Genomic DNA, 8567 nt, shown 5'->3' with positions numbered 1-8567 from the left:
TCAAGGCGAAGCTAAAGGGCTTGCCGCCTGCTCTTCACAGACAACAAGCCCTTTCGGTTGCTTGAACAATTTTTGCTTCGAAATATTGTCTAACTTTTCGGGGTCACTTCAACCGTGCGGGGAGCTTCTTTTATACCTTCTGAGCCTTGATGAGATTGGTGGAGCCGGACTGGCCGATGGGGATACCGGCGGTGATGACCACGGTGTCCCCGTTCTGGACAGCGCCGCCGCCCCGGGTGACTTCCACAGCCATGGAGAACAGACGGTCGGTGGAGTCCACCACGCCGGTGAGGTAGGTGTGAACGCCCCAAACCAGCGAGAGCTGGCGGCGGCTGCGCTCGTCTTGACAGACAGCCAGGATGGGGCAGGCGGGACGGTAGCGGGCGATGACCCGGGCGGTATAGCCCGACTTGGTGGGGGCCAGGATGGCGGCTGCGTTCAGATCCATGGCGGTGAGGCAGCAGGAGTGGGAGATGGCGTCGTTGATATCGGTGGTGTTGCCGATGGTCATATAGCGGTCCCGGAAGCGGCCCCAGTAATCGATGGCGTCCTCGGCGGCGGTGACCGTGTCGATCATGGTCTCCAGCGCCTCCACCGGGTATTTGCCGGAGGCAGTCTCGCCGGAGAGCATCACGCAGGAGGTGCCGTCAAACACGGCGTTGGCCACGTCGGACACCTCGGCCCGGGTGGGGCGGGGATTGCGGATCATGGAGTCCAGCATCTGGGTGGCGGTGATGACCGGGATGCCCTTTTTGGAGGCGGCCTTGATCATCTTCTTCTGGAGGATGGGCACCTCGTGGGCGGGGATCTCCACGCCCAGGTCGCCCCGGGCCACCATGATGCCGTCGGCGGCGGCAATGATGGCGTCCAGATTGTCCACGCCCTCCCGGTTCTCGATCTTGGCGATGATGCGGATGTGGTCGCCGCCGCACTCGTGCAGGCAGGCGCGGATGTCCTCAACGTCGCTGGCCTTGCGGACAAAGGAGGCGGCCACGAAGTCAAAATCGTTCTCCGCGGCAAAGCGCAGGTCGTCCCGGTCCTTCTCGGTGAGGGAGGGGAGCAGGATGTGCACGTCGGGGATATTGATGCTCTTGTTGCTGGAGAGGGGACCGCCGTTCTCCACCCGGCAGATGATATCGTGGCCCTCCACCTGCTGGACGTGGAGCTCGATGAGGCCGTCGTCCACCAGGATGCGGCAGCCGGGGCCCACCTCGTTATGGAGGTTGGCGTAGGTCACCGAGACATGGCTGCTGTCGCCGGTGATATCGTCGGTGGTGAGGGTGAAGGTCTGGCCCCGCTCCAGAAGGACGGGAGCCTGGGCAAAGCCCTTGACCCGGATCTCAGGGCCCTTGGTGTCCAGAATGGTGGCTACCGGCACGCCCATTTCATCCCGTACCCGGCGGAGCTTGAGGAGCTGGGCGCGGTGGCTCTCATGGGTGCCGTGAGAGAAATTGAACCGCGCGGCGTCCATACCGGCCGCGATCAGCTTGCGGATCATCTCCTCGTCATCCACCGCGGGACCGAGGGTGCAGATTACTTTCGTCTTTTTCAAAACAGGTTCCCCCTATAAAAATCGGCTGTCATGGTACTGCGTTCTACATTCCCTATTATACCGGGAAACGGGGCGCGGGAGAAGCGGCAAAAGCCACAAGAAAGGGGTGCAGGCCGGAAAAACTGAATGATAAGTTTCCAAACAAAGACCGGGTCAGGGGGCCTCCAGCCCGAATTGGAACAGGGGCTCGCTGCCGATGGAACTGACGCTATAGAGAACCATGACCAGGTCGGGCTGGAGCCCCTCAATGGTCTCCAGCAGGTCTCCCTGGAAGGAGCGCAGGTCGATGGTGGTCAGCTCCGAGCAGGACAGGGCCAGGAAGGGGGTCATGGCGCAGGCAAAGGATTCCCGCAAGAGGACCACCCGCTTTCCATCAGGGTTCCGGTGGTTGACAATGATGGCCTGGGGATAGTCGCCGCCGGCATAGAGGGTGTAGGGATTGCCGTTGAACCAGTCGCGCTCTGCCACCCGCTCCGGGAAGAGAAGGGACTCCTCAAAGGGGCCGCTGCGGTCAATGGCATAGAAGGGACAGGTATAGGTAAAGTCTGTCTCAAAACGGGGAATATATGCGGTGATATCGTCCACTCCGGCGTAAAGGCTGCCGCAGCGCTTGCCCTGGCTGCCCAGGAACCAGTCCTCGTAGACGACCTTGTCATACTGGCTTTCGTCGGTATAGAGGGGTTCGGTGGTGATGCCGTAGTCCTCCTCCAGTACCCGGGTCAGGTGCTGCCAGGCCAGGAAGGCGGCCTCCGGCTTCCAGTGATGGTCGGTGCGGAAGAACCAGGAGGAGTAGTCCTCCGTGGCCTCGAACAGGGGACGCAGGTCCAGGGTATCGGTCCCGGCCTCGTCCAGGGCGGCGAGCAGACGGTCACCGTTGTCGTTGCCGTATTCCCGGAGGCCGGTGGGGAGCAGGTCGGCGCCGGACGGGATCTTCTGGGGGGCGGCCACGTAGAGGAAGGGAATGTCCCGCGCCTCCAGCGTCTGGCTCAGGCCGTTGACGGCGCCGGCCTGGGGAGCGATATCGATGGGCTCTACCGACAGGTAGGCGAAGTTCAGCGCTCCGTTTTTCAGCTTGACCACCCGGGCGGACAGGTCCACATCCTCCAGTACCCGGCGGCCGGCCAGGCGCTGGAAGCCGCCGTAGAGCTGAATGAAGCCGTGCTCCCGGTCCAGGTCCTCGTTGAGCTTGCCCTCGGCAGTGCTCACAAACTCGGTGACATAGCCTGGGTCCCGGCGCAGCAGGCCCAGTTCCTTCCGGAACGCGCTCTGCCCGGTGAGGGCCAGATAGCCCACATAGCAGAAGGCCAGCAGGGTGGCGGCCAGGAAGAGAAACGCGGTGATGGTTTCCTTGCGATGTTTCACGGCGGCCTCCTTAAAAATTGGAATAGATGAAGGGATTGTAGGTGCCTTTGATGATAAAGCTGGCGCACACCAGGTAGAGGGCCATCAGAGCCAGGGGATAGATCACGTCCCGGGCCGCGGCGGCCGGTCCCCTCAGGGACTGTGCCCGGCGGGAGACCCACCGGGCCACCGGAAAGGCTGAGACCACGGCTGCGGGCAGGACGAACCGGTTCTCCATGAGGAAGAGGGTGGCGTAGCCGTTCCACCAGCCGGCGGCGGGGGTAAACATGGCCCGCAGATAGCTCAGGGCGGCTCCCAGGCTGTCGGCACGGAAAAAGACCCACCCCAGGTTGACCATGAAGATGGTGTAGAGCCACCGCAGGGCGGTAGGCCAGCGCCGGCCCAGATGGCCGTACTTCTCCAGCACCAGGAGAACGAAGTAGAACAGCCCCCAGAACAGGAAGGTCCAGTTGGCCCCGTGCCAGACGCCGGTGAGGAGCCATACTACGAAGAGGTTGCGGATGTGTTTGGCGGCCGAGTCTACCCGGCTGCCCCCCAGGGGGAAATACACATAATCCCGGAACCATGTGGAAAGAGAGATGTGCCACCGCCGCCAGAATTCCGTGATGGAGGTGGAGAGGTAGGGGTAGTTGAAGTTCTCCAGAAAGTGAAAGCCGAACATGCGGCCCAGACCGATGGCCATGTCAGAATAACCGGAGAAATCAAAGTAGATCTGAAGCGTATAGGAGATGCAGCCCAGCCAGGCCATGCCGGTGGAGAGCTGGTCGGGGGACAGGCCATAGGCGAAGTCCGCGATGACCGCCAGCTGGTTGGCCAGGAGGATCTTTTTGCCCAGGCCCACCAGAAAACGGCATATGCCGGAAGAGAAGTCGGCCCAGTTCTCCCTCCGGCTGTCGATCTCCTCCGCCACCGTCTCGTACTTGACGATGGGGCCGGCAATGAGCTGGGGGAAGAAGGAGATATACAGCCCCACCTTCAGGGGATTTTTCTGAACCGCGCCCCGGCCCCGGTTCACGTCCAGCACATAGGAGAGGGCCTGGAAGGTGAAGAAGGAGATGCCCAGAGGCAGGCGGATGCCGGGGATCAGGAACTGGAAGCCCAGGCGGTTCAGCTGGGTCAGGACAAAGACCAGGTATTTGAAGATGAAGAGCAGCCCCAGATTGCAGACCAGGGCACACACAATGGGCAGACGGGTGCTGCGGCCCCGGCCCTTCCGGGCAGCCACCCACAGGCCGAAGCCGTAGTTGGCCAGGATGGAGGCCATCATCACCAGGACGAACCAGGGCTCCCCCCAGGCGTAAAAGAGCAGGGAAGCGCACAGCAGCAGCAGGTTCTGCGCCGGGCGGCGCAGCCGCCCCAGAGGGGCGCACAGTCCGTAGTAGCCCAAAAGCACCAGCGGAAGAAAGAGAAAGAGAAAAACAGAGCTGGAAAACAGCACGGCGGAAACTCCTTTGCAAAAACCCGGGCGCAGTACGCCCGGGGCGATGATTTAGGTAAGATATCTCCCTGCCAGGGGAATTTTGGAAATCAGCCAGGCCAGCGCCGCCGCGCACAGAAAGACCCCCAGGGAGAGCAGGGGCACCGACAGCGCCGGGGCAAAGGACAGCGTGGACACGCCGAAATGGCGCAGCAGCATGATGAACAGGTCGTGGCACAGGTAGATGCCGAAGGTGATGGAGGACAGTCCCACCGCCCGCTGGCGGCGGGAACGCTCCTCGCTGACCCTCAGGACATAGCGGAAGAGCACGAACACGGCCACCGCCATGGCGGCCACGTTGGGGGCAAAATAGTCGTACAGGGCAAAGACCGACTCCCCCGCCCGGCGGGAGAGCAGAGCGGTGCCCCACACCGTGACGGCGGCGCCCCCCAGGCCCAGGGCGTAGATCACGAACTCGGCGATGCGGCCCAGGGTATAGGTTTTCAGGTAGTACCCCACCACGTAGTAGCCCACATAGCCCAGTACCAGGCGGACATTCAGCCGCCCAAGCCAGGTGGTCAGGGTCTGGCTGGGACGCAGGGCCAGCAGGGTGGGAAACGCCATGGCGAACAGGAATACCAGCAGGAAGAACCAGTGGAGATCCCCCCGGCTTGCCCCCCGGACGAAGGCCCGCAGCACCGGAGTGACCAGATAGAGCCCCACGATCATGGGCAGGAACCACAGGTGATAGTGGAGCTTGCCCCAGAGCACATCCCGGAGCGCGGAAAGGAAGGCGTTCAGAGAGAAGTCGCCGCTGAGCAGCCCCGCCGCCGCGTATACCGCGCTCCACACCAGCAGGGCGATGACGATGCGGGGGATATGCCGCAGAAGCAGGGAACCGGGACTCACGTTTTTCTTGGGGTCCAGCAGGAACATGCCGGAGAGCATGACAAACACAGGGACGCACCAGCGCATCAGGCTGTCGTACACGTTAAAGACCGCCCAGGCCTGGGACGTGACGGGCACGGACGCGATCCAGCCGGCGGAGATGTGCAGCGTGACCACCGCCAGGGTGGCGGCCACCCGCAGCAGGTCGGCGTAGAGCAGCCGGCCCCCTTCAGACCGGGCCACGGTCAGCGCCCCCGCATGAACTCGGCCACCCGGCGGCCGCTGGGAGTGGCGGCCAGGCCGCCCTCGCCGGTCTCCCGCAGGGCGGCGGGCAGGCTGGCGCCCACAGCGCCCATGGCGTCGATGACCTCGTCACAGGGGATCTGGCTCTCCAGACCGGACAGGGCCATCTCGGCGCAGGCGAGGGCGTTGGTGGCCCCCATCACGTTGCGCTTGATGCAGGGAACCTCCACCAGACCGGCCACCGGATCGCAGGCCAGGCCCAGCACGTTGGACAGGGCCATGGCGCAGGCGTGGGCCATCTGATGAGGCGAGCCGTCCAGCAGGGCTACGATGGCCGCCGCCGCCATGCCGGAGGCGGCGCCCACCTCGGCCTGGCAGCCGCCCTCGGCCCCGGCGATGGAGGCCCGGGCGGCGATGACCTGGCCGAAACCGGCGGCCACGTAGAGAGCCTGGGTCATCCGGTCGTCGTCAAAGCCGAATTTCCGCTGGATGGGCAGCAGCACGGCGGGGAGCACGCCGCAGGAGCCCGCCGTGGGGGCGGCCACGATGCGGCGCATGCAGGCGTTGCACTCCCCCATCTTCAGGGCGGTGGAGATGATGTCCCGCAGGAAGGGGCTGCACAGCCCCACGCCATCCCCGGTCATTTTGGCGCCCTCGCCTCCCACCAGGCCGCTGGGAGAGCGGCGGGAGGGATCGTAGTCCCGCTCGGCGGCCCCCATGGCCTGCCACAGGGTGAGCATTTTTGCCCGGGAGGACTTTTCCGTCTTGCCCCGGTCCTTCAGATCGTCCTCCAGGATCACCCGCCAGAGGGGCTTTTCCTCCCGCAGGGCGACCTGGATCATGGTGTCAACCGAATTGAACATAGGCTTATTCCGCCCCTCCTGTCTCCAGATAAATGACCCGCTCGAATCCGTCCCGCTGACGAATGATCTCCACCGCGGCGGGGGCGATGGGATCGTCGCTCTCGATAATCAGAATGGCCTCCCCGCCCCGGGCGGTGCGGAAGAGCTGCATGGAGGCGATGTTCACATTGCAGGCCGAGAGCAGATCCACGATGACGGCCACCTGCCCCACCCGGTCCTGATGGCGGATGATCAGGGTGTTTTTCTCGGCGGAAAAGACCGCGGGGAGCCCATCGATGGAAGTCACCTTGATCCGGCCGCCGCCCAGGGAGGCCGCCACTACCGTGATACGCTTGAAGTCCCGGTCCATGGCCCGGATCTGTACCGAGTTGGGGTGGGCGTCCTTGAGCACGCCGTTGCAGAAACGGAAGGTGAGATTCTCTTCCTCCGCCAGCTCGTAGCTCTGGGGGATGCGGGGATCGTCCGGCTCCATGCCCAGCAGGCCGGCGATGAGGGCCCGGTCGGTGCCGTGGCCGCTGCCGGTGGCGGCAAAGGAGCCGTGCAGGGTCAGCTCCGCGCCGATGGGCTGGCTGCCCAGCAGCCTGCGGGTGATGAGACCGATGCGGACCGCGCCCGCCGTGTGGGAACTGGAGGGCCCCACCATGATGGGACCCATGATATCAAAGATGGTCATGGCACACAATGCCTCCTCATTTTTCTGTGGAGATGCCGCCGTGGGGGGCGGGGCGGTCGTTGGCCTTGGCGTTGATAAACTCGGGCCGGAATTTGCTGTAGAGGATCTTCTGTTCACTGTACAGGCCGTAGTAGCCCGAGAGCATGTACGAAACGGCAATGGATGCGGCAAAGAGTCCCAGGCTCTGGCCGGTGAACATGCCGCCGCTGCCGCCGGCAAAGAGCTCCAGCGCCAGCAACAGGGAGGTAAGGGGGCAGTTGGTCACGCCGCAGAACACGCTGACCATGCCCAGCCCCGCGCCGAAGGAGGGGTGCAGTCCCAGAAAGGGAGCGGCCACGCAGCCGAAGGTGGCGCCGGTGAAAAAGACGGGCACGATCTCGCCGCCCTTGAAGCCGGCGCCCAGGGTTACCGCGGTAAAGAGCATCTTGAGCAGGAAGGCCTCCGGCCGTGCATGGCCGCTGATGGCGCCGTGGATGATTGCCTCTCCCGCGCCGTTGTAGTCGAAGGTAAAGGGGTTCCACAGCCATACCGTCAGGGTCAGCAGGATGACCAGAACGCCGCCCACCGCGGCCCGGACCATGGGGTTGGGAAGATACGTTCCGTAGAGGTGGGAAGCGGCATGCATGATCTTACAGAAGAGGATGGACAGCAGGGCGAAGAGTACCCCCAGCAGAATGACCCGCAGCAGGACAAAGGGAGTCAGATCGGGAACGCCGGTCAGGGAGAAGGCGGTGCCCGGCACATGGAAGAGCTGGGCCACCCACAGCCCTGTCAGGGCGGAGAGCACGCAGGGAACGATGGCGGCATAGTACATGACGCCCACGCTCACCACCTCCATGGCGAACATGGCGGCGGTCAGGGGGGTGCCGAAGAGGGCGGAGAAGGCGGCGGCCATACCGCACATGGTGATGACCCGGCTGTCCTTCTCGTCCAAGCGCATCCAGCGGCCGATGGAGGAGGAGATGGAGCCGCCGATCTGAAGAATGGCCCCCTCCCGGCCGGAGGAGCCGCCCACAAAGTGGGTGATGATGGTGGAGAGAAAGACCAGCGGGGCGGTGCGCAGGGGGAGGGAGGCGTTCTCACGCACGGCCACCAGCACAAAGTTGGTGCCCCGGTCCTTTTCCATGCCGCACAGCCGGTAGAGCAGCACGATGGCCACGCCGCCCAGAGGGAGCAGCAGCATCAGCCAGGGGCAGGCCGAGCGGGCCCGGGTGGCAAGCAGGAAGGCGTAGTAAAAGGCGGTGCTCACGCCGCCTACCACAATGCCGATGACGCAGGAAAAGACGAGCCATTTGAGAAACATGGAGCCCTGTTCCAGAAGAACGGACAGCGGCGAATGGATGTGGTCCACGAAAGACCCCTCCTCTTGATCTGACGGGATAAGATGGAATCCACCTTAGTATATCATATAGAATGGGAAGGTAAAAAAGTTTTTTGCGCTTTTTCGTGAAAAATTTCGGTTGATTGTAAAATCAAGTTGGACACTTGAGTAAAAAATCCATAGTGATTTCTCTCCCCGTGGTAGAATGAAGTTACCACACAACTTCTACAGAGGGAGGGCAATCACTA

At 63.5% G+C, this 8567-nt stretch carries 7 protein-coding genes; all 7 read right to left on the bottom strand.

The genetic code is table 11. From position 1 onward, the window contains the following. Window positions 1-130: 130 nt before the first annotated feature. Window positions 131-1552 (bottom strand): pyruvate kinase, encoded by a 1422-nt coding sequence (pyk, locus tag ACTNBZ_RS14075; protein WP_441210887.1) that lies wholly within the window; start codon window positions 1550-1552, stop codon window positions 131-133. A 153-nt stretch (window positions 1553-1705) separates the two neighbouring features. Continuing rightward, complete coding sequence (locus ACTNBZ_RS14070) at window positions 1706-2914, bottom strand: DHHW family protein (RefSeq protein ID WP_441210885.1); 1209 nt, start codon at window positions 2912-2914, stop codon at window positions 1706-1708. Between the two features lie 10 nt (window positions 2915-2924). After that, window positions 2925-4352: an MBOAT family O-acyltransferase gene (locus ACTNBZ_RS14065; protein ID WP_441210883.1), complete on the bottom strand. Its 1428-nt coding sequence runs from the start codon at window positions 4350-4352 to the stop codon at window positions 2925-2927. Window positions 4353-4403: 51 nt separating this feature from the next. Next, window positions 4404-5462, bottom strand: coding sequence for an acyltransferase (locus ACTNBZ_RS14060; protein ID WP_441210881.1), 1059 nt, complete (start codon window positions 5460-5462; stop codon window positions 4404-4406). Between the two features lie 2 nt (window positions 5463-5464). Next, on the bottom strand, window positions 5465-6325 hold the full coding sequence (sdaAA, locus tag ACTNBZ_RS14055) for an L-serine ammonia-lyase, iron-sulfur-dependent, subunit alpha (protein WP_441210880.1): 861 nt from the start codon (window positions 6323-6325) through the stop codon (window positions 5465-5467). A 4-nt stretch (window positions 6326-6329) separates the two neighbouring features. Beyond that, window positions 6330-6998, bottom strand: coding sequence for an L-serine ammonia-lyase, iron-sulfur-dependent subunit beta (gene sdaAB, locus ACTNBZ_RS14050; RefSeq protein ID WP_441210878.1), 669 nt, complete (start codon window positions 6996-6998; stop codon window positions 6330-6332). Window positions 6999-7014: 16 nt separating this feature from the next. Further along, the gene (locus tag ACTNBZ_RS14045; protein WP_441210876.1) at window positions 7015-8349 is read right to left on the bottom strand and encodes a chloride channel protein; all 1335 of its coding nucleotides are present in this window, start codon (window positions 8347-8349) and stop codon (window positions 7015-7017) included. Window positions 8350-8567 lie beyond the last annotated feature (218 nt).

The organism is Pseudoflavonifractor sp. HCP28S3_F10 (assembly GCF_052065415.1).
GTDB lineage: Bacteria > Bacillota > Clostridia > Oscillospirales > Oscillospiraceae > Pseudoflavonifractor_A.
The sequence above is the reverse complement of the archived record's forward strand: the minus strand, read 5'-3'. Positions and strand labels throughout refer to the sequence as shown.